21 protein-coding genes are annotated in these 18,532 nt (G+C 66.0%); 18 read left to right on the top strand and 3 right to left on the bottom strand.

Annotated features, from left to right (window positions below; all coding sequences use genetic code 11):
• Nucleotides 1-31 precede the first annotated feature (31 nt).
• Nucleotides 32-1,078, bottom strand: coding sequence for an NAD(P)/FAD-dependent oxidoreductase (locus tag DM818_RS02275; protein ID WP_075938279.1), 1,047 nt, complete (start codon nucleotides 1,076-1,078; stop codon nucleotides 32-34).
• Between the two features lie 82 nt (nucleotides 1,079-1,160).
• Here DM818_RS02275 and DM818_RS02270 point away from each other — a divergent pair, with 82 nt between their 5' ends.
• The 5 genes from DM818_RS02270 to DM818_RS02250 all read left to right on the top strand — a co-directional run bounded on the left by DM818_RS02270 (nucleotide 1,161) and on the right by DM818_RS02250 (nucleotide 6,102).
• The gene (locus DM818_RS02270; protein ID WP_075938280.1) at nucleotides 1,161-1,445 is read left to right on the top strand and encodes a DUF357 domain-containing protein; all 285 of its coding nucleotides are present in this window, start codon (nucleotides 1,161-1,163) and stop codon (nucleotides 1,443-1,445) included.
• A 132-nt stretch (nucleotides 1,446-1,577) separates the two neighbouring features.
• Nucleotides 1,578-3,122, top strand: coding sequence for an ABC transporter substrate-binding protein (locus DM818_RS02265; protein WP_153952255.1), 1,545 nt, complete (start codon nucleotides 1,578-1,580; stop codon nucleotides 3,120-3,122).
• 33 nt (nucleotides 3,123-3,155) lie between these two features.
• Nucleotides 3,156-4,091 carry a carbohydrate ABC transporter permease gene (locus DM818_RS02260; RefSeq protein ID WP_153952254.1) on the top strand — a complete coding sequence of 312 codons (936 nt, stop codon included), beginning with the start codon at nucleotides 3,156-3,158 and terminating at the stop codon, nucleotides 4,089-4,091.
• Nucleotides 4,088-4,984, top strand: a complete 897-nt coding sequence (locus DM818_RS02255) for a carbohydrate ABC transporter permease (RefSeq protein ID WP_075938282.1) — start codon at nucleotides 4,088-4,090, stop codon at nucleotides 4,982-4,984. Before DM818_RS02260 ends, DM818_RS02255 begins: the two co-directional genes overlap by 4 nt.
• Nucleotides 4,981-6,102, top strand: coding sequence for an ABC transporter ATP-binding protein (locus tag DM818_RS02250; protein ID WP_075938283.1), 1,122 nt, complete (start codon nucleotides 4,981-4,983; stop codon nucleotides 6,100-6,102). The genes DM818_RS02255 and DM818_RS02250 overlap by 4 nt, the downstream gene beginning before the upstream one ends.
• Here the strand turns inward: DM818_RS02250 and DM818_RS02245 are convergent.
• Nucleotides 6,094-6,606: an RDD family protein gene (locus DM818_RS02245; protein WP_123123913.1), complete on the bottom strand. Its 513-nt coding sequence runs from the start codon at nucleotides 6,604-6,606 to the stop codon at nucleotides 6,094-6,096. The two genes, DM818_RS02250 and DM818_RS02245, sit on opposite strands and share 9 nt — an antisense overlap.
• A gap of 73 nt (nucleotides 6,607-6,679) precedes the next feature.
• Between DM818_RS02245 and DM818_RS02240 the strand changes: the two genes are divergently transcribed.
• From DM818_RS02240 to DM818_RS14880, 3 genes are all read left to right on the top strand, one after another.
• Nucleotides 6,680-6,907: a hypothetical protein gene (locus DM818_RS02240; RefSeq protein WP_075938284.1), complete on the top strand. Its 228-nt coding sequence runs from the start codon at nucleotides 6,680-6,682 to the stop codon at nucleotides 6,905-6,907.
• A gap of 212 nt (nucleotides 6,908-7,119) precedes the next feature.
• Nucleotides 7,120-8,100, top strand: a complete 981-nt coding sequence (locus tag DM818_RS02235; RefSeq protein ID WP_075938285.1) for a transcription initiation factor IIB — start codon at nucleotides 7,120-7,122, stop codon at nucleotides 8,098-8,100.
• 43 nt (nucleotides 8,101-8,143) lie between these two features.
• Nucleotides 8,144-8,320, top strand: coding sequence for a DUF7836 family putative zinc-binding protein (locus tag DM818_RS14880; protein WP_172977275.1), 177 nt, complete (start codon nucleotides 8,144-8,146; stop codon nucleotides 8,318-8,320).
• Here DM818_RS14880 and DM818_RS02230 read toward each other — a convergent pair.
• Complete coding sequence (locus tag DM818_RS02230; protein WP_075938286.1) at nucleotides 8,317-8,715, bottom strand: translation initiation factor IF-2 subunit beta; 399 nt, start codon at nucleotides 8,713-8,715, stop codon at nucleotides 8,317-8,319. The genes DM818_RS14880 and DM818_RS02230 overlap by 4 nt on opposite strands.
• Nucleotides 8,716-8,867: 152 nt before the next feature.
• Here DM818_RS02230 and DM818_RS02225 point away from each other — a divergent pair, with 152 nt between their 5' ends.
• The 10 genes from DM818_RS02225 to DM818_RS02180 all read left to right on the top strand — a co-directional run bounded on the left by DM818_RS02225 (nucleotide 8,868) and on the right by DM818_RS02180 (nucleotide 18,528).
• Nucleotides 8,868-9,107: a UPF0058 family protein gene (locus tag DM818_RS02225; protein ID WP_075938287.1), complete on the top strand. Its 240-nt coding sequence runs from the start codon at nucleotides 8,868-8,870 to the stop codon at nucleotides 9,105-9,107.
• 87 nt (nucleotides 9,108-9,194) lie between these two features.
• Nucleotides 9,195-10,112 carry a DNA-3-methyladenine glycosylase family protein gene (locus tag DM818_RS02220; RefSeq protein WP_153952253.1) on the top strand — a complete coding sequence of 306 codons (918 nt, stop codon included), beginning with the start codon at nucleotides 9,195-9,197 and terminating at the stop codon, nucleotides 10,110-10,112.
• Between the two features lie 99 nt (nucleotides 10,113-10,211).
• Entirely contained in the window at nucleotides 10,212-10,589 is a 378-nt protein-coding gene (locus tag DM818_RS02215) for an ArsR/SmtB family transcription factor (RefSeq protein WP_153952252.1), read from the top strand.
• On the top strand, nucleotides 10,582-11,709 hold the full coding sequence (gene arsB, locus DM818_RS02210) for an ACR3 family arsenite efflux transporter (RefSeq protein WP_123123915.1): 1,128 nt from the start codon (nucleotides 10,582-10,584) through the stop codon (nucleotides 11,707-11,709). Before DM818_RS02215 ends, arsB begins: the two co-directional genes overlap by 8 nt.
• On the top strand, nucleotides 11,706-12,104 hold the full coding sequence (locus DM818_RS02205) for an arsenate-mycothiol transferase ArsC (protein ID WP_153952251.1): 399 nt from the start codon (nucleotides 11,706-11,708) through the stop codon (nucleotides 12,102-12,104). Before arsB ends, DM818_RS02205 begins: the two co-directional genes overlap by 4 nt.
• Nucleotides 12,105-12,141: 37 nt before the next feature.
• Entirely contained in the window at nucleotides 12,142-12,423 is a 282-nt protein-coding gene (locus tag DM818_RS02200) for an acylphosphatase (RefSeq protein WP_123123916.1), read from the top strand.
• Nucleotides 12,424-12,461: 38 nt separating this feature from the next.
• The gene (locus DM818_RS02195; protein WP_123123917.1) at nucleotides 12,462-13,892 is read left to right on the top strand and encodes an NAD(P)H-hydrate dehydratase; all 1,431 of its coding nucleotides are present in this window, start codon (nucleotides 12,462-12,464) and stop codon (nucleotides 13,890-13,892) included.
• Nucleotides 13,893-13,960: 68 nt separating this feature from the next.
• Complete coding sequence (locus DM818_RS02190; protein ID WP_075938294.1) at nucleotides 13,961-15,229, top strand: Glu/Leu/Phe/Val family dehydrogenase; 1,269 nt, start codon at nucleotides 13,961-13,963, stop codon at nucleotides 15,227-15,229.
• 120 nt (nucleotides 15,230-15,349) lie between these two features.
• Complete coding sequence (locus tag DM818_RS02185; protein WP_153952250.1) at nucleotides 15,350-17,461, top strand: acetate--CoA ligase family protein; 2,112 nt, start codon at nucleotides 15,350-15,352, stop codon at nucleotides 17,459-17,461.
• The gene (locus DM818_RS02180; RefSeq protein WP_153952249.1) at nucleotides 17,458-18,528 is read left to right on the top strand and encodes a phosphotransacetylase family protein; all 1,071 of its coding nucleotides are present in this window, start codon (nucleotides 17,458-17,460) and stop codon (nucleotides 18,526-18,528) included. Before DM818_RS02185 ends, DM818_RS02180 begins: the two co-directional genes overlap by 4 nt.
• Nucleotides 18,529-18,532 lie beyond the last annotated feature (4 nt).

Below are 18,532 nucleotides of genomic sequence, written 5' to 3'. Positions count from 1 at the left end.
GACCCTGTGGGTTCGGAACTCCGACGTGGGTCTAATCGTCGTCTGCCGCCGCCTCGAGTTCACTGCCGGCTGCTGCCCGCGCCTCGTCTTCGAGGTAGTCGTCGGCGTCGAGGGCCGCCTTCACGCCCATGCCGCCGGCGGTCGCGGCCTGCTGGTAGTGGAAGTCCACCACGTCGCCGGCACCGAAGATGCCGTCCACGTCGGTCGCGGTCTGACCGCCGCCGCGGCCACCCTGCGTGATGATGTACCCCTCCTCGTCGGTCTGTACGTCCGTCCCGTCGAGATACTCGGCGTTCGGGGTGTGACCGATGGCGTAGAACACCGCGCCCACGTCGAAGTCGTAGGTCCGGGTGTCGGGGTCGTCTAGCTTCTCGGAGGGGTGGCCCTCGGGGTGTTCCGCAAGGGTGACGTGGTCGACACCCTCTTCGGGGGAGCCGTGGATTTCCAGCAGCTCGGTGTTGCGGTGAATCTCGATGTCGCCCGCTTCGACCTGCTCGTTCACGCGGTCGATCCAGTAGTCCTCGGCGCGGAACTCCTCGCGACGGTGGGCGATGTGGACCGTGGAGGCGAACTTCGTCAGGAAGCTGGCCTCCTCCATCGCGGCGTCGCCGCCTCCGACGACCAGCATCTCCTCGTCGCGGAAGAACGCGCCGTCACAGGTGGCACACGTCGAGAGCCCGTAGCCCATGAGTTCGTCTTCCCCGGGGACGCCGAGCGTGCGGGCACTCGCACCCGAGGCGGCGATGAACGCGTCACAGGTGTAGCGGGTCCCGTCGCGCAGTTCGACCTCGAAGGGTCGCGTGGAGTCGTCGACGTCCACGACGACGCCGTGGTCAATCTCGGCCCCGAACTGCGTGGCCTGTTCTTTCATGTTGTTCACGAGGTCTGGGCCGGCGATGCCCTCCGGGAACCCCGGATAGTTCGCCACGTCGGTCGTGAGGGTGAGCTGGCCGCCGGGTTCGACCCCTTCGAGAACGAGCGGGTCGTTGTTCGAACGGGCGGCGTAGATGGCGGCGCTCAGGCCGGCGATACCGGTGCCGGCGACGATGAGCCGCCGGTGTTCGGGTGATTCGGTCATACTACGGGTAGCCGGTGGAGTCACAATTAGCTTGCGCCAGCGAAGTACGAACCATCAAACGGGTACGGACGCAAGCGCGGGTATGCCAGCCGACCTAGAGGAGAAGATGGACCGCTACGGGGAGCTACTGGCCGAGGCGCTGGAGGCGGCGACCGTCGCTGCTCGTCCCGACTCGCCGCTGTACGAGGCCGCAGAGGAGTGTCTGGAGATGGCCGAGTCGTATCTGGACGACGGACAGCACTTCCGCGCGAACGACGACCCCGTCAACGCGCTCGCCGCCTTCTCGTACGGGCACGCGTGGCTTGACGCGGGCGCGCGCATCGGTTTGTTCGACGTGCCGACCGACGGTCACCTATTCACAGTTTAATACATTCCCCCGTCGAACTAACCAGCGGAAACGTATGTACTATTTTCAGCGTACGTTGGTAACAAAATAATTGAACATGGCAGTGAATGGCCAGTAGATTTATCATGGTTGAATTAGCACAGATGAACGACTATGGCAGATAACGACATGGATGTCGTCCCTGACGACATCGACGAGGAATGGTCGCTGAGTCGCCGGAAGGCGCTGTCGGCGGCCGGGGCGATGAGCGCAGCAGCACTCGCCGGTTGTTCGAGCGGCGGTAACGGCAACGGCGGTGGCGGCAACGGAAGCGGTGGTGGCGACGGTGACGGTGGCGGTGACGGTGGAAGCAGCGAAGTCGGCGGTGAAGTGCTGTTCATCACCGACTACAGCAACGAAGCGTGGCAGACGAAGTGGGAGGACGAGCTCGTCCCCGACTTCGAGTCCCAAAACGAGGACGGGACGACCGTCAACGTCCGCTACTCCGGCTTCTCCGGCAATCAGGAGAGCGAGCTCGGCCGGCTCGTGCAGGCCGGCAACCCGCCGGAGATGAACTCCTCGACGTTCGAGCAGGTCGGCGACTTCTTCGCGGAGGGGTACTTCGCCGATGTCGGCGACGTGGTCGAGCAGGCAGAGGAGCTGAACGGTGAACTCATCGGGAGCCCGTACAGCATCCAGCGCGAGGACGAAACGGATACCTACTACGAGCTGCCACACGGCGCGTACGTGGGCACGTTCCTCTACCGCACCGACGTGTACGACCAGCTCGGGCTGGAGGTGCCGACGAACTTCCAGGAGATGCTGGAGAACGCCCGCGTCATCGACGAGTCGGACATGGACGTGCGCGGCTTCGGGCTCGCCGGCCAGCGAACCGGCAAGGCACACGACGAGTTCCAGACGTATCTCGGGCTGATGGGTGCTTCCGAACTCGGATTCGTCAACCCCGACGCGGACAATCTCGCGGAGGCCGAGGTTGAGCTTCTCTACGAGGAGAACGAGGACACCATCGTCCGACTGCTTGAGTTCATGGGTGAACTCGCAGAGTACTCCTACGACCCGACCTCGCTCGGCTGGGGTAGCTCCATCCAGAACTGGGTCAGCGGAAGCTTCGCACAGCAGTACCACCTCAACGCGTGGCCGGTTAGTGCGGCAGCCGGCGCTGGCGTTGATGCTATCGTCAACAACACGGGCGTCGAGATTCTCCCGCTCTGGGAGGAGGGCGGCATCGCTCGCGAGGACACGCTGCTTGAGAACCCGACGATGGACGGCCACCACCTCTTCGACTCCGCAGACATGACGGAGGGTGGCCGTGACTTCCTCTCGTACTGTTACGGCCAGGACGAGACTCGTGGTCGCAATATGTACGAGACAGAGCCGGGCCGATTCCTCCCGGCCTTCTCGGATGTCGTCGACAGCGAGGAGTTCGGCAGCTATCAGCAGTTCCAGGAGTACCCACAGACGCTCGAACAGATGCGGAAGGTTGCCAACGACATCTTCCCGACCGCGTACGGTCGCAACGATGAGCCGGGCGTGCTGGCTAACAGCCCGATTGGCGTCTACTACTTCCGCTCGTTCCACCAGGCTGAGATGGTGAACGACGTCGTTACCGGAAGCAGCACCCCGCAGGAAGCCTACGAGTACGGAAAGGGTGAAGCAGAACGACTCATGGAAGAGGCCCGAGAAGCATTCGATCGATGACGCAGGTAGCTCTGTCAGCGCGGAGGTGGTCACATGGCGAGTGAGGTCAAGACCGGCGACCAGCGCGGCTTCTCGCTCTCACAGCTCCCGCTCACGGAACGGCACGTCGGCTTTCTGTCGATTCTGCCGGTTATCCTGCTGTATCTAGTCATCTCAATCATCCCGGTGGGGTATGCAGTGTACACCTCGCTGCACGAGGTGTCGCTCGCCGCACAGACGTGGCCGTTCGTCGGTCTCCAAAACTACGTTGAGGTGTTCCAGATCGACCGATTCTGGGATTCCCTCATCCGTGGTGTCGTGTTCATGGTCGGCAGCACCATCCTCCAGCTCATCGTCGGGCTGTGGATGGCGATGACGCTCAACCGAATCAACCGCGCCCAGCGGCTCATCACGGCGGTCGTGTTCACGTCGTACCTAATTCCGACCATCGTGGTGACGCTGCTCGCGACGTTCATGCTCTCGCCGTCCTTCGGCGTGATTCAGGAACTCGGCGCGAACTTGCTCGGGCTGTGGAGTCCGAACGACGCGCCGCTCGGCCAGCGCTCGCTGGCGATGCCGCTGTTGATTCTCATCGGGACGTGGAAGTTCTCGGTGTTCATCACCATCTTCACGCTCGCGCAGCTGCGCTCGATTCCGTCGCGGTTCTACGAGGCCGCACGCGTGTGTGGCGCGAACAAGTGGGAGATGTTCCGTGACGTGACGCTCCCCCGGATTCAGGGCGTCATCCTCGTTGCGGTGCTGCTCCGGTCTATCTTCATGTTCAACAAGTTCGATCTCATCTGGACGCTGACGCAGGGCGGTCCCGGTAGTGCAACGACCACCCTCCCGGTGTTGGCGTACATCGAAGGGTTCCAGAACTTCAACCTCGGGCTGGCGAACGCGCTCGCAGTCGTGATGTTCGTCTTCCTCGCCATCGGCGGCATCGCCTACTTCAAGGCGTTCAACCCGAGCAGTGAGGTGGAGACATGAGCACCGACACACCCGACGAGAGCGGACTCGACCCGGATTCCATCCGCGGGATCTTCGGGCTCGACTTCCGGACGGCGGACACGCTGTATCAGCTGTTGCTCTCGCTCAGCGCGGCGTTCTTCTTCGTCCTCATCATGTTCCCCATCTACTGGATGCTCCAGAGTTCGCTGAAGACGCGCAGCGGGCGCGAGGCGGTCTCGTGGCTTCCGACCGGGGAGACGTTCACGCTTGAGTATTACACCGACCTCATCGGGAGTTCCGTGGGGACGTTCATCTTCAACAGCGTCGTCGTGACGCTCGGCACGATTGTGCTGGTCGTCATCGTCTCGCTCATCGCCGGCTACGGGCTGGCGCGATTAGAGTTCGGCCACAAGGAGAACTTCGCACGGTTCCTCCTGTTCGGCTACATGTTCAGCCCCATCGTGCTCGGACTGCCGCTGTATCTCATCTGGCGGAACCTCGGACTACTGGGGACGCGCGTGGGACTCATCGTCGCGCTGACGGCGATTTCCATGCCCTTCTCCGTCTGGCTGATGTGGAAGTACATCCAGACGATTCCGGAGGCGATGGAGGAATCCGCGTGGGTCGCCGGTGCGAGCCGGTGGCGCGGCTTCCGTGACGTGGTCATTCCACAGACGCAGCCGGCGATTATCGCGTCGGCGCTGTTCGCGTTCGCGCTCGCGTGGAACGACTACACCTTCGCGTCCATCCTGCTGCCGGAACAACAGCAGATGACGTTCGCTCCCGGCCTGCTCCAGCTCATCAACACGGGCTACGGCGCGCCGTGGGGGCAGGTGATGGCCGTCTCCATGCTGACGACGATTCCGCCGCTCCTGTTCGCGTACTTCCTGCAGAGTTACCTACTGAAAGGCTTCCAGATTCGCTCACTATGACAGTCACACTCGACAACGTTTCCCGCGTGTTCGGCGACGGCAGCGACGCAGTCGTCGCCGTCGATGGTATCGACCTCACAATCCACGACGACGAGTTCATCACGCTCGTCGGCCCGTCCGGCTGTGGCAAGACCACGACGCTCCGGTGCGTCTCCGGGCTCGACACCCCTTCCGGCGGCACTATCACGTTCGACAACCACGACGTGACCGACCTGCCGCCACAGCAGCGCGACATCGCCCTGCTGTTTCAGGACATCGCCCTGTATCCGCACATGAGCGTGCGCGACAACATGGCGTACGGGCTGAAAATCGCCGGCGAGTCCAAACAAGAGCGGTACAAGAAGGTGGACGACGCCGCTGAGCTGCTTCAGATCACAGAGCAGTTGGACAAGAGTCCGGCCAGCCTCTCCGGCGGGCAACAACAGCGCGTCGCGCTCGGGCGCTCGCTCGTGCGTGACCCGACCGTCTTCCTGTTCGACGAGCCGATGAGCGACCTCGACGCGAAGCTGAAGCGAGAGCTCCGGCCCATCGTGGAGGAGGTCACCGACCAGATTGGCTGTCCCGTCCTGTACGTCACCCACGACCAGGAGGAGGCGATGACGCTCTCGGACCGCGTCGCCGTCATGAACGACGGCAACCTCGAACAGGTCGGCCCGCCGAAGAAGGTGTACGACGACCCGAAGAGCGAGTTCGTCGCGAGCTTCATCGGGCAGCCGACCGCGCAGTTCTTCGACGCCACCGTCTCGCTCGACGGCGGCGCGTCGGTCGAAGTCGGCGAGCACAGCTACGATATCACGCGCCCTGACGGCCTGCTCGACCGCTACGACGGCCGGTCGGTGCGCGTCGGTATCCGCCCCCAGTATATCGAGGTAGTCGACGACTCGGACGCCGGGATTCAGGCATCCCACAAGCTGGATGAGCCGCTCGGCGACGCGACACACAGCTTCTTCGACACGCCGTTCGGCGAGATCACGGTCGTCACCCACCCCGACTTCGTCGGTGACAAACAGGAGTACGGGCTGGAACTCGACAACAAGAACATCATGCTGTTCGACGCGGACTCCGGCGAGCAGATCGGTAGCTCCACCGCCGTCCGCAACAAGACGCAGCTATCGTGACCTGACGACGACCGTCTCTGCCATACGGTCGCCGACTCGTTTTCCCTCGTCGTCGAACGCCGCAATCGCCACGCCCAGCGCCAGCGGCGGCACGCCCAGATAATCGAGATAGCGCGCGAGGTTCCGGAGCGCGCTCGCGAACAGCGTACACGGCGTCCCGTCGTCGGAGACGGTGATGAGTCGCTGCCACACCTTCCCCGGGGTACGGGAGTACTGCCACTCGAAGGCGAACGCGTACGTGCTCACGAGCGGGAGCAGCCCGGCGACGGCGACGACCCAAAACAGGGCCGACTCGCCGAACTGGCCTGCCGAGACCACGTCGAGGACCCACAGGAGCGGGGCTTCGATGACGGCGAAACAGACGAGCGCGTCGAACCCCGCAGCGAGGATGCGGTCGCGGAGCACGCCCCGTTCCCCCGCAGTGTCGAGCTGTGGCTCTGGTGGCTTGCGCGAGGGGTACAGTGAGACGAGCCGGCTCGACCACGGTGCGTTCTCGTCGGCCATATCTCCGGCAGGTCGGCACCGCTTATGAGCGTGTTCCCACAACAGTTACGTCCCCCCACGCGGACAAGCGAGTATGTCACAGAGTAACGCCAACGAGACCCAGTACGTCGAACCGAACCCCGTGCTTCGCGCAATCAAGCTCCGGTGGAAACACGCCGTCGCCGTCACCGTGCTCGGTGCAGCCACCTACGGTCTGTACGGCATCGCCCAGTCGTGGACCATCGACTCCGCCGTCTTCGGTCTCGTGACGCTCGGCATCATCGTCTACGCCGCCGTCACCCTGCCGTCGGACATGAAGTAGATAGAAGCGTTTTTCAGTATCGATTACCCGAAACGGGCGTTTCTCCAGTCCCTCTCCGGGGTTCGCACGACGAGAACCGCCGTATACGGGGGAATTGAGCAGCTGCTGGCACAATCTTTATATACTAGGCTAACTAACTAACAGTTAGCAAGCGGGCACCGGCCATCTACCTCTCTCCACCTCTCTGGCCCGCTGAGTTTTCCAACCCTATCATGAGTAACTCACAAATTCGCACGTACCGAGGAACCGAGACGGAGACGACCGACGAAGACGAAAACGAGAGCGAACAGGAGTCCGAGCTGACGTGTCCGGAGTGTGGCGGCCGCCTGGAGAGCGACGCGGAACACGGCGAGACCGTCTGTGGCGACTGCGGGCTCGTCGTCGACGACACGAATATCGACCGCGGCCCGGAGTGGCGCGCGTTCGACTCCGCGGAGCGCGACCAGAAGTCCCGCGTCGGCGCACCGACGACGAACATGATGCACGACAAGGGGCTGTCGACGAACATCGGCTGGCAGGACAAAGACGCCTACGGCAACTCCCTGTCCAATCGCCAGCGCCAGAAGATGCAGCGGCTTCGCACCTGGAACGAGCGGTTCCGCACCCGCGACTCCAAGGAGCGTAACCTCAAGCAGGCGCTCGGTGAAATCGACCGCATGGCCTCGGCGCTTGGCCTGCCGGAGAACGTCCGCGAGACCGCCTCCGTCATCTATCGCCGCGCGCTCAACGAGGACCTGCTGCCCGGTCGCTCCATCGAGGGCGTCGCGACCGCGGCCGTCTACGCCGCCGCGCGACAGGCCGGTGTCCCCCGCAGCCTCGACGAGGTACACTCGGTGTCGCGCATCGACAAGATGGAGCTGACGCGCACCTACCGCTACGTCGTGCGCGAACTCGGGCTGGAGGTCGCGCCGGCGAATCCGGAGAGCTACGTTCCCCGGTTCGCCTCCGACCTCGACCTCTCGGACGAGGCCGAGATTCGCGCCCGCGAGCTCATCGAAGCGGCCCGCGAGGACGGCATGCTCTCGGGCAAGTCCCCCGTTGGACTCGCCGCCGCCGCAGTGTACGCGGCCGCGCTGCTCACCAACGAGAAGGTGACACAGTCGGAGGTGTCGGAGGTCGCCAACATTTCCGAGGTCACCATCCGCAACCGCTACAAGGAGCTGCTGGAGGCCGAGGGCGTCGCGACCGCGTAAAGGAGTTCCAAAGTTTTTCACCGGCGGCCGTCGTGGCTCGGATATGGTCGAAACCTACGTCCGGCTGCTGTGTCCCGACTGCGAGAAGAGCTGGGAGGAGTCGCCCAACGACCTGCCGGACCCGTCCGAGACGTTCTACTGTCCGGACTGTAACGCCGAGAACCGTCTTTCCGAGTTCGCCCGTACCGAACGCGACCTCGAAACGATGCAGACGCTCTAACTTTCGGCGCGCGTCCGCTCACCGCAGGCCTCACACTGTCTGTACGTCGTTCCGTTTTCCTCGACGAGCTTCGTATCCGGGAGGTTACACTCCGGACAGATGACGAAGTCGTCGGCGTACGCCTCCAGCGCCTCGCGCACGCGTGACTCTTTGAACGAGCCGGTCAGCCGAACCCGGCCGTCGTCGAGACTCGCCGCGGTGCCGAGCTCCGTCTGGAGATACTTCACGACGTGGTCGGTGTCGCGGTTGAGCCGGGTCACGATGTCGTTGAGATTCTCCAAGAGCGTGAAGTTGCCGTCGGCGCGCAGCGACGGGTCCGGCAGCGAGAAGCGACTCGCACTGCTGCTTGCGTCCGTCTCTTCCAGCGCGCGGTCGAGATGGTCGTCGTAGCTCATACCCGAGGGTGTAGCCGGCCGCGCAAAAGCCGTTCGTCATCTCCGTCCCCGGAAGACGGCCGTTATTGCCGGTAGCTGCCGATATACACGAATGTGTGGTACACGTTCTCAGGATAATAATATAACCCTCCAAGCGTAAGCGGTGGTTGTCCATGAAAAAGCAGGAGCTGATTCACCTCCACGGGCTTCTCGCGGAGGTACGAACCCACTACGAAGAGCTTTCAGACACCACCATCGAACACGACGACTACGCTTCTCTCGGCGTGCGGCCGACATCTATCCACAAATCGAAGACCGACCACAAGCGGGCAGTGTTTGCACTCGCAGACGAACTGACCGACGGTATGGAGGACGAACAGACCCAGCAGCCGACGCCGGCAGCCGCCGACTAACTCCTCGGACGCCAGGGTCCACAGGCCACCCCGCCCGACAGCGACCGCTATCGCAACCACAAAGCGCGCGCGCCACCCACTGCGGGTATGCACGAGGGGACGATTTCTGTCGCCGAGCTTCCGGGCGGCTTCGACATGCAGGCGACCGTCGAGTCGGGCCAAACGTATCTCTGGGACCGCGCCGACGACGGCATGTTCGAAGACGACCACGCGTGGGGGAGCGACGCGTGGTATCACACCGTACTGCCGGCAACGTTCACCGACACCGACGAGCCGCAGGTAATACGAGTCCGCCAGCTTGACGATCACGTCGAGTGGGAGGCGTCCACGCCCGAGGCACCTGCGTACCTCACCCGTCTGCTCCGACTGGACGACGACCTCGACGCCATCATCGACGACTGTCCCGACCTCCCGCTGTTGGAGCGAGCCTTTACAGAGTATCGCGGGATGCGACTCGTGCGCGACCCGCCGTTCCCGTGTCTCGTCTCCTTCATCTGCTCGGCACAGATGCGCGTCGAACGCATCCACGGGATGTGCATGCGACTCGCACAGCAGTACGGGGAGCGGGTCACCTTCGACGGCGACACCTACTTCGCGTTCCCGACGCCCGACCAGCTCGCTGCGGCCACGGAAGCCGACCTCCGTGACCTCTCGCTCGGCTACCGTGCGCCGTACGTTCAGCGCACGGCGGAGATGGTCGCCACCGGGGAAGCTGACCCCGCACACGCGCGCGACCTCGACTACGAGGCCGCACGCGAGTATCTCACCCAGTTCGTCGGCGTCGGGGACAAGGTCGCAGACTGCGTGCTCCTCTTTTCGCTCGACTTCCTCGAAGCCGTCCCCCTCGACACGTGGATTCAGACGGCAATCGAGGAGTACTACCCCGACTGTGACGGCGACAACTACGCCGACACCTCCCGGAAGATTCGCCGACAGTTCGGCGACCGCTACGCCGGCTACGCACAGACCTACGTGTTCTTCTATCTCCGCACCGGCGGCGAGTAGCCGCTCTGGGCCTCCCTTTGACTCCGTGTGGCTATGTGCGACTCCGTAGTCGCCACAGACGCGCAACGCTTACAGTTGAACGGGTTCTCAACTGTACTGATGGCACAGTCCGCAGACCGGCTCGGCCGGTATCTCGAAGACGAACTCGGTTCGTGTCGCGACGAGGACGTACAGCAGCGACTCGAGGAGTTGGAATCGCTCGGCGGTGGGTTACAGGGGCTCGACGTGCTCTCTGCGTTAGCCAACGAGACGCGCTACCGACTGGTGCGTGCACTCGTGGCCGCCGACGGTGAACTCTGTGTCTGTGAGTTGAATCATCTCTCAGATATCTCCGAGAGCGGGCTGAGTCACGCTCTCTCGAAGCTGACTGACGCCGGACTCGTCGCGAGCCGGACCGACGGTCGCTGGAAACACTACCGGGCGACGACCCGGGCGGTCGCACTCGTGACCGTCCTCGACGGGACCATCGATGAGTGAGGTCCACGAGCACGGGCCGAACTGCGGCTGTGAGGCCTGTGGCGACCCGCGCTCGATGGATTTCCTCGACAAGTATCTCTCCGTCTGGATTCTCGGCGCGATGGCGGTCGGCGTCGGACTCGGTGCGCTCGCGCCCGACGTGACCGCCCCCATCGAACGGTTCCGACTGGTCGAGATCGGACTCATCCTGATGATGTATCCGCCGCTCGCGAAAGCGGAGTACGGCAAACTGCGCGCGGTCTTTTCGAACTGGCGCGTCCTCAGCTTGAGTCTCGTCCAGAACTGGCTCATCGGGCCGACGCTGATGTTCGGGCTGGCGGTCGTCTTCTTCGGCGGCGTCGTGCCCGGACTGCCCGCCCGCCCGGAGTACTTCCTCGGCTTGGTGTTCATCGGGATGGCGCGGTGTATCGCGATGGTGCTCGTCTGGAACGAGCTCGCCGACGGCTCCACCGAGTACGTCACCGGGCTCGTCGCGTTCAACAGCCTCTTTCAGATTCTCACCTACGGCGTCTACGTCTGGCTGTTCGCGCTCGTCGCGCCCTCGCTGTTGGGGCTCGACGCACTCGCGACCCAAATCGACAGCTTCGCCGTCTCGCCGCGACAGGTCATCGAGGCCATCGCCGTCTTCCTCGGGATTCCCTTCGCCGCTGGCTTCCTGAGTCGCTACGTCGGCACGCGCGCCAAGAGCACGGAGTGGTACGAGCAGACGGTCGTGCCGCGTATCGACCCGCTCACGCTGATCGCGCTCCTGTTCACCGTCGTCGTGATGTTCGCCACGCAGGGCGGCCGCATCCTCGCGACGCCGGGCGACGTGCTCCTGCTCGCGGTCCCGCTCACGGTCTACTTCGTCGTGATGTTCCTCGTGAGCTTCGCGATGGGGAAATCCGCCGGCGCGGACTACGAGACGACGACGGCCATCGGCTTCACCGCCGCCTCCAACAACTTCGAACTCGCGATTGCGGTCGCGGTCGCGGTGTTCGGTGTCGGCTCCGGCGTCGCCTTCGCGACCGTCGTCGGCCCGCTCATTGAGGTGCCCGTCCTGCTCGCGCTCGTCAACGTCGCGCTCGCCTTCCAACGCCGTCTCGACTGGCGTAACACGTCGAATCTCTCACAATCATGACCACGACACTCGCCTTCGTCTGTGTCCAGAACGCCGGCCGCTCGCAGATGGCCACCGCCTTCGCCGAGCGCGAGCGCGACCGCCGCGCCCTCGACTACGACATCGTAACTGGTGGCACACGTCCCGCCGACTCCGTCCACGCGGAGGTAATCGACGCGATGCGCGAGGTCGGTATCGACCTCTCGGACCGGACGCCACGGGCCATCACCGACGAGGAACTCGCCCGCTCGACCGTCGTCGCGACGATGGGCTGTTCGACGCTCACGCTCCCCGACGGCGTCGAGAGCCACGACTGGGCGCTCGACGACCCCGACGGCAAATCCCCCGAGGAAGTCGCCGCGATCCGCGACGAAGTCGAGCGCCGCGTCGTCAGCTTGTTCGACTCGCTCGAATAGCCCCGACGTTTTCCTTTCGCCCAGCGTATCCATCCCCATGAGCGAGGACCGAACCCGCGCACACGTCTTCGTCTCCGGTCGGGTACAGGGCGTCTTCTACCGCGCGACCACCCGCGACGCCGCCCGCGAACGCGGCGTCGACGGCTGGGTCGAGAATCTCGACGACGGGCGCGTCGAGGCCGTCTTCGAGGGGCCACGCGAGCAGGTGGCGGCGATGGTCGAGTGGTGTCACGAGGGGAGTCCACAGGCCCGCGTCGAGGACGTGACCGTCGAGTACACCGACCCCGAGGGCGAAGACGGCTTCGCGATTCGGCGCTGACGCCTGGCTTTTACTCCTCGGCTGTCGAAGTCACCGGTATGATTACGAGCGACGAGATAGCCGTCGTGGACGCGAACAGCGAGGCGCTCGGCGTCCCGCGCAAACAGCTGATGGAGTCGTCCGGGAACGCGGTCGCGCGCGAGGTGCGTGCCCGAACCGACGAGGGCGACGGCGTCGCGCTCGTCTGTGGCCGCGGCAACAACGGCGGTGACGCCCTCGTCGCCGCGCGGTTCCTGCGGACGCGCGACGTGACCGTCCACCTGCTCGGTCGCCCCGAGACCATCACCACCGACATCGCCCGCGAGAACTGGGACGCGCTCGAACAGACGGATATCGACACGCGCGTCGTCACCGACTCGCGCGACTTCGACCTCGGTTCGCCGGCACTCGCCGTCGACGCGATGCTCGGGACTGGCGTGACCGGTGCGCTCCGCGAGCCGGAGGCCACAGTCGCACGCGCGCTCAACGACGCCGACGCGCCCGTACTGGCGGTCGATACGCCTTCCGGCGTCGATACCGACACGGGTGCCGCTGCGGGGGTCGCAGTCGACGCCGAGTCGGTCGTCACCTTCCACGACACCAAGCCCGGTCTCGCCGATCTCGACGCCGACGTGACGGTCGCCGACATCGGAATTCCGGCCGCCGCAGAGACGTTCGTCGCCAGCGGCGACCTGCTTCGGCTCTCCCGGCTCCCCGACTCGCACAAGGGCGACCACGGCGAGGTGCTCGTCGTCGGCGGCGGTCCCTACACCGGTGCGCCAGCACTCGCCGCACAGGCCGCCCTCCGGGCCGGGGCCGACCTCGTGCGCGTCGCCTGCCCGGACGCGATTGCGAGCGACGTACAGGGGTACGCGGAGGACCTCATCGTCCACGGCTACGACGGGACGCGGCTCGCCCCCGCCCACGTCGACGAGATTCTGCCCCGTGCGCGCGAGCACGACACCGTCGTCTTCGGGCCGGGACTGGGTGACCACGACGACACCCTCGATGCCGTCGGCTCCTTCCTCGAACAGTACGACGGAACCGCGGTCGTTGATGCCGACGCCTTGCAGGTCGTCCCCGAGGTCGAGACCGACGCCACGCTCGTCTGTACGCCACACCAGGGCGAACTCCGCGCGATGGGTGGCGAGACGGCCGACGACCCCGAACGCCGGGCTGCGCTGGTCGAATCGTTCGCGGCCGAGGTGGGCCACACGCTCCTCGTGAAGGGGGCCGAGGACGTGATTTCAGACGGCGAGCGCACCCGCCGCAACCGGACCGGCAACCCCGGCATGACCGTCGGCGGGACCGGTGACGTGCTCGCCGGGACGGTCGGCGCGCTCGCCTGCCTGCTCCGACCCCGCGACGCTGCGGCCGTCGGCGCGTACGCTAACGGTCGGGCGGGCGATATCCTCCACGAGTCTCACGGCGCGGGCCTCACGGCGAGTGACCTCGTGGAGACGCTCCCTCGCGCCTTCGAGGGCGAGTAGCCTCGCAAGTTTTGTCGCGACTCGGCCGAAGTAACATGGCTTAAATACGACGGCCGTCACGGGGGCGTATGGCAGAGGACGCACTGGGCAACATGCTCGCCCAGATGGACAACGCCGAGCCGTACGCCGACATCGACGCCGGCGTGTTCGAGCGACTCAAACACCCCGAGCGCACGCTGAAGGTGACGCTTCCCATCGAGCGCGACGACGGGAGCGTCGAGGTGTACGAGGGGTATCGGTGTCAGTTCGACTCCGCGCGCGGCCCGTTCAAGGGCGGCGTCCGCTATCACCCCAGCGTCACGCAGGACGAGGTGACGGCCCTCGCCGGCTGGATGACGTGGAAGACCGCGCTCGTCGACCTCCCGTACGGCGGCGCGAAGGGCGGGGTCGTCGTCGACCCGAACGACATGTCCGACCGCGAGGTGGAGAGTCTCACCCGCCGCTACACCGAGGGGATTCGCCGGATGATTGGTCCCGACATGGACGTGCCGGCCCCGGACATCAACACCGGCGGACAGGAGATGGCGTGGATGATGGACACCTACTCGATGTACGGCGGCTACGTCATCCCCGACGTGGTGACGGGCAAACCCATCGAGGTCGGCGGCACCGCGGGCCGCGTCGAGGCGACCGGTCGTGGCGTCGCCGTCACCACCCGCCGGGCGTTCGACTTCTTCGACCGCCGACTCGAAGACGCCACCATCGCCGTGCAGGGATTCGGAAACGTCGGCTCCGTCACCGCCCGACTGCTCTCCTCGATGGGTGCGAATATCGTGGCTGTCTCCGACGTGTCCGGCGCGCTCCACGACCCCGACGGTCTCGACGTGATGGCCATCGAGCAGTACATCTCCGAGAACGGCGTGATGGCCGGCTACGAGGACGAGCCGAACGGCTACGACGACGCCGACCAAATCACCAACGGCGACCTGCTCCGGCTCGACGTGGACGCGCTCATCCCCGCCGCCATCGAGAACGTCATCACGCCCGACGTGGCCGAGGACATCCGCGCCGACGCCATCGTCGAGGCCGCGAACGGTCCGACGACCTTCGACGCCGACATGATCCTCCGCGAGCGCGACATCCCGGTCGTCCCCGACATCCTCGCGAACGCGGGCGGCGTCATCGTCTCGTATCTGGAGTGGGTCCAGAACTCCCAGCAGTACTCGTGGGACCTCGAACAGGTGAACGACGACCTCGAAACCCGGCTGGCGCGCGCCTTCGACGAGACGCTCGACGCCTACGCGGCCCGCGACGCGCCGGACCTCCGGACCGCGGCCTACATCGTCGCGCTCGAACGCGTCGGCAGCGCCCACGAGATGCGCGGACTGTTCCCGTAATCGCTCGACCCGCACGAACGCCACCGGGTGTAGCTTCTTGTGTCGCGGGTGCCAACTCCCTTCGAGGATGATACACACGATACGTACGACCGCGCTCGCGTCTCGCGACCGAGGTGTGCGATGACCGAGGGGTCGGCCGACGTTGCCGGGCTGTTCGACCCCGACCGCGTCGCCGTCGTCGGCGCGACGGAACGCGAGGGGTCCGTCGGCAGAGCCGTCACCGAGAATCTCCTCGACAGCTACGCCGGCACCACGCTCCCGGTGAATCCGCGCCGCGAGACGGTGCTCGGCGAGCCGTGTCTCGATGGCGTCGCCGAGGCGGACGCCGACGTGGCCGTCGTCGCCGTCCCGCCCGACTACGTGCTCGACGTTATCGAGGAGTGTGGCGAGGCCGGCGTCGACAACGTCGTCGTCCTGACGGCCGGCTTCGGCGAAACAGGAGCCGACGGTGCGGCCCGCGAACGTGACCTCCGGGAGACGGCCGAAGCCTACGACATGGCGCTCGTCGGCCCCAACAGCCTCGGCGTGATGGCGACCTCGCTGTCGATGAACGCCACCTTCGGCCCGGCGCTTCCGCCCGCGGGCAACGTCTCGTTCATGAGCCAGTCGGGCGCGTTCGTCACCGCCGTCGTCGACTGGGCGCTCGAAGCGGGTCTCGGCTTCAACGATATCGTCTCGCTGGGCAACAAGAGCGTCCTCGACGAGACGGACTTCGTCCGGGCGTGGGGAGACGACTCCGACACGGACGTTATCGTCGGCTACCTGGAGAGCGTCGTCGACGGGCGGGGCTTCGTGGCGGCGGCCCGCGAGACGACGCCCGACACCCCGGTCGTCGTTGTGAAGTCGGGCCGGACCGACGCCGGCGCGCAGGCCGCCTCCTCACACACGGGTGCGATTGCCGGCGCGGACAGCGCCTACGAGGCCGGACTGGACGCGGCGGGCGTGCTCCGTGCGACTTCCGTGCAGGAGCTGTTCGACAGCGCCCGCGCGCTCGCCGGCGGCCTCGTTCCCGACTCCGACGGCGTGGCCGTCGTCACCAACGCCGGCGGTCCGGGCGTGATGGCGACCGACGCCGTCGGCGACGCCGACCGCCTCCGGCTCGCCTCCTTCTCCGACGCGACCATCTCCGACCTGCAGGGGACGATGCCCGCTGAGGCGAACGTGTACAATCCGGTCGACGTAATCGGTGACGCCGACGTCGGCCGACTCCAGACCGCCCTCGACACGACCCTCGCAGACGGCGACGTTGGGTCGGCGGTCGTCATCACCGCCCCGACCGCTACGCTGGACTTCGCTGCGCTCGGTGACGCAGTCGCCGACACCGCGACAGCCCACGACGTGCCGGTCGCCGTCTGTCTGATGGGCGGCGAGACGCTCGCGCCCGCCCGCGAGACCTTTCGCGAGCGGTCGATTCCCTCCTACTTCGACCCCGCCCGCGCGGTCGCCGGACTGGAGGCGCTCGCCGAGTACCGCGACATCCGGGGGCGACGCTACGAGGCCCCCGAACCAATCGACGCCGACCGCGAGCGCGTCCGCGAGATTCTCTCGCAGGTGGAAGAGCGGGGCGACAACCGTCTCGGCGTCGAGGCGATGGAGCTGTTCGACGCCTACGGGATTCCCACGCCGGAGGGCGAGGTCGTGGACGACCCGACCGCCGCCGCCGAGGTCGCTGCTCGCATCGACGGCGACGTGGTGATGAAAATCGTCTCGCCGGATATCCTCCACAAGTCCGACATCGGCGGCGTCAGGGTCGGCGTCTCGGCCGCCGACGTTGCGGACACGTACGAGGATTTGGTGAGCCGCGCGAGGAGCTACCAGCCGGACGCCCGGATTCTCGGCGTGCAGGTGCAGGAGATGCTCGACCTCGACGACGGGGTCGAGACAATCGTCGGGAGCCACCGCGACCCGCAGTTCGGCCCGCTCGTCATGTTCGGGCTGGGCGGCGTCTTCGTGGAGGTGCTCGAAGACACCACCTTCCGGCTCGCGCCGGTCGCCGCGGGCGAGGCCGAACAGATGACCGCCGACATCGACGCCGCGCCGCTGTTGCGCGGCGCGCGCGGTCGCACGCCCGTCGATCTGGACGCGACCGTCGACGCGATTCGGCGCGTCTCCCAGCTGGTGGCCGACTTCCCGAGCATCGTGGAACTGGACGTGAACCCACTGGTCGCGACGCCCGACGGGGTCCGGGCCGTCGACCTGCGACTCACCGTCGACCCCGAGCAACTCCAATGAACCCGTTACTCGTCACAGCAACAGCCGAACGCACCGGCAAGACCGCGATCACCGTCGCCCTTGCCCGCATCGCCGCCGACCGGGGCCAATCGGTCGGCTACATGAAGCCGAAGGGGACGCGCCTCCAGAGCGTCGTCGGCAAGACGCTCGACGAGGACCCGATGCTCGCGCGCGCCGTCCTCGGGACGGACGCCGAGATGCACGAGATGGAGCCGGTCGTCTACTCGCCCACGTTCATCGAGGGGGCCATCCGCGGCCGCGAGGACACCACGGAGCTCAACGACCGCATCCGCGAGGCGTACAAGGGGCTCGCCGAGGGAACCGACCGGATGTTCATCGAGGGGGGCGGGAACGTGCGTACAGGTGGGGTTGTCGGTCTGACCGACCCAGAAGTGGCCGAACTCCTCGACGCCGACGTGGTGCTCGTCGCCGAGTACACCGAGCCGGGCGACATCGACGACGTACTCGCCGCAATCGAGGACATCGGCGACCGGCTCGCCGGCGTCGTGTTCAACCGCGTCGACGACGCCACCTACGACGCCGTCGAGTCCGACGTGGTGCCGTATCTCTCTACCCGCGACGTCCCGGTGTTCGGTATTCTCCCCGTCGCCCCCGAACTGACTGGCGTCACCGTCGCGGAGCTGGCGGACGAACTCGGTGCCGACACGCTCGTCGAGGGGAACCAAGACGTGCTCGTCCAGCGGTTCGCCGTCGGCGCGATGGGTGCCGAGGCCGCGCTCCGGCACTTCCGGCGGTCGCGCGACACGGCCGTCATCACCGGGGGCGACCGCGCTGACATCGCAACGGCGGCCATCGAGGCCAACAGCGTCCGGTGTCTCGTCCTCACCGGCGGCCACCAGCCTTCGGGGTCGGTGCTCGGCAAGGCCGAGGAGTCGAACACGCCCGTGCTCTCCGTCCCGGGCGACACGCTCACGACGGTCGAGCGCGCCGAGACAATCATCAGCGGCGGCCGAACGCAGAACGAGGAGACCGTCGCCGTCGTGCGCGACCTGCTGGAGACACACGCCGACGTGGACGCGCTCGTCGGGACTACGGGCGGGGACTGAGACG

It is taken from the genome of Halosegnis longus (genome assembly GCF_009663395.1).
GTDB classification, from domain to species: Archaea; Halobacteriota; Halobacteria; order Halobacteriales; family Haloarculaceae; genus Halosegnis; species Halosegnis longus.
The sequence above is the reverse complement of the archived record's forward strand: the minus strand, read 5'-3'. Positions and strand labels throughout refer to the sequence as shown.

Bases quoted from the DNA above. Each gene is read 5' to 3' on its own strand.
- DM818_RS02275 (WP_075938279.1), bottom strand. From the start codon at position 1,078: ATGACCGAATCACCCGAACACCGGCGGCTCATCGTCGCCGGCACCGGT.
- DM818_RS02270 (WP_075938280.1), top strand. From the start codon at position 1,161: ATGCCAGCCGACCTAGAGGAGAAGATGGACCGCTACGGGGAGCTACTG.
- DM818_RS02265 (WP_153952255.1), top strand. From the start codon at position 1,578: ATGGCAGATAACGACATGGATGTCGTCCCTGACGACATCGACGAGGAA.
- DM818_RS02260 (WP_153952254.1), top strand. From the start codon at position 3,156: ATGGCGAGTGAGGTCAAGACCGGCGACCAGCGCGGCTTCTCGCTCTCA.
- DM818_RS02255 (WP_075938282.1), top strand. From the start codon at position 4,088: ATGAGCACCGACACACCCGACGAGAGCGGACTCGACCCGGATTCCATC.
- DM818_RS02250 (WP_075938283.1), top strand. From the start codon at position 4,981: ATGACAGTCACACTCGACAACGTTTCCCGCGTGTTCGGCGACGGCAGC.
- DM818_RS02245 (WP_123123913.1), bottom strand. From the start codon at position 6,606: ATGGCCGACGAGAACGCACCGTGGTCGAGCCGGCTCGTCTCACTGTAC.
- DM818_RS02240 (WP_075938284.1), top strand. From the start codon at position 6,680: ATGTCACAGAGTAACGCCAACGAGACCCAGTACGTCGAACCGAACCCC.
- DM818_RS02235 (WP_075938285.1), top strand. From the start codon at position 7,120: ATGAGTAACTCACAAATTCGCACGTACCGAGGAACCGAGACGGAGACG.
- DM818_RS14880 (WP_172977275.1), top strand. From the start codon at position 8,144: ATGGTCGAAACCTACGTCCGGCTGCTGTGTCCCGACTGCGAGAAGAGC.
- DM818_RS02230 (WP_075938286.1), bottom strand. From the start codon at position 8,715: ATGAGCTACGACGACCATCTCGACCGCGCGCTGGAAGAGACGGACGCA.
- DM818_RS02225 (WP_075938287.1), top strand. From the start codon at position 8,868: ATGAAAAAGCAGGAGCTGATTCACCTCCACGGGCTTCTCGCGGAGGTA.
- DM818_RS02220 (WP_153952253.1), top strand. From the start codon at position 9,195: ATGCACGAGGGGACGATTTCTGTCGCCGAGCTTCCGGGCGGCTTCGAC.
- DM818_RS02215 (WP_153952252.1), top strand. From the start codon at position 10,212: ATGGCACAGTCCGCAGACCGGCTCGGCCGGTATCTCGAAGACGAACTC.
- arsB (WP_123123915.1), top strand. From the start codon at position 10,582: ATGAGTGAGGTCCACGAGCACGGGCCGAACTGCGGCTGTGAGGCCTGT.
- DM818_RS02205 (WP_153952251.1), top strand. From the start codon at position 11,706: ATGACCACGACACTCGCCTTCGTCTGTGTCCAGAACGCCGGCCGCTCG.
- DM818_RS02200 (WP_123123916.1), top strand. From the start codon at position 12,142: ATGAGCGAGGACCGAACCCGCGCACACGTCTTCGTCTCCGGTCGGGTA.
- DM818_RS02195 (WP_123123917.1), top strand. From the start codon at position 12,462: ATGATTACGAGCGACGAGATAGCCGTCGTGGACGCGAACAGCGAGGCG.
- DM818_RS02190 (WP_075938294.1), top strand. From the start codon at position 13,961: ATGGCAGAGGACGCACTGGGCAACATGCTCGCCCAGATGGACAACGCC.
- DM818_RS02185 (WP_153952250.1), top strand. From the start codon at position 15,350: ATGACCGAGGGGTCGGCCGACGTTGCCGGGCTGTTCGACCCCGACCGC.
- DM818_RS02180 (WP_153952249.1), top strand. From the start codon at position 17,458: ATGAACCCGTTACTCGTCACAGCAACAGCCGAACGCACCGGCAAGACC.